1 pseudogene is annotated in these 316 nt (G+C 58.2%); it reads left to right on the top strand.

Annotated elements, in window-relative coordinates:
- Positions 1 to 257 (top strand): annotated as a pseudogene (locus EN862_RS35430) (microcin ABC transporter ATP-binding protein); the annotation flags it as partial.
- Between the last annotated feature and the right edge of the window lie 59 nt (positions 258 to 316).

Here is a 316-nt window from a genome sequence, read left to right as displayed (position 1 = left end):
TGAGCGTGCAGGCGCAGGTCGTCGATCTCCTGCGCAATTTGCAGGCCAAGCACGACCTCGCTTATCTCTTCATCAGCCATGACCTCAAGGTCATCCGGGCGCTGGCCAATGACGTCATCGTCATGCGCAACGGCCAGATCGTCGAAGCCGGCCCTTCCGAACAGATTTTTGGAAATCCGCAAACCGACTATACTCGGGCGCTGATCTCGGCCGCCTTCAAGATCGAGACGGCGCCGACAGGCGCGGTCAGCGAGTGATCCGCACAAGGAAGGATTGAACGAACCGCGATGGAAAAAGGCCTTATCCTACTTGCCGT

It is taken from the genome of Mesorhizobium sp. M2E.F.Ca.ET.219.01.1.1 (assembly GCF_004016445.2).
Taxonomy (GTDB): Bacteria; Pseudomonadota; Alphaproteobacteria; order Rhizobiales; family Rhizobiaceae; genus Mesorhizobium.
Note: the sequence above shows the minus strand (reverse complement) of the source record. Positions and strands in the feature narration are given on the sequence as shown.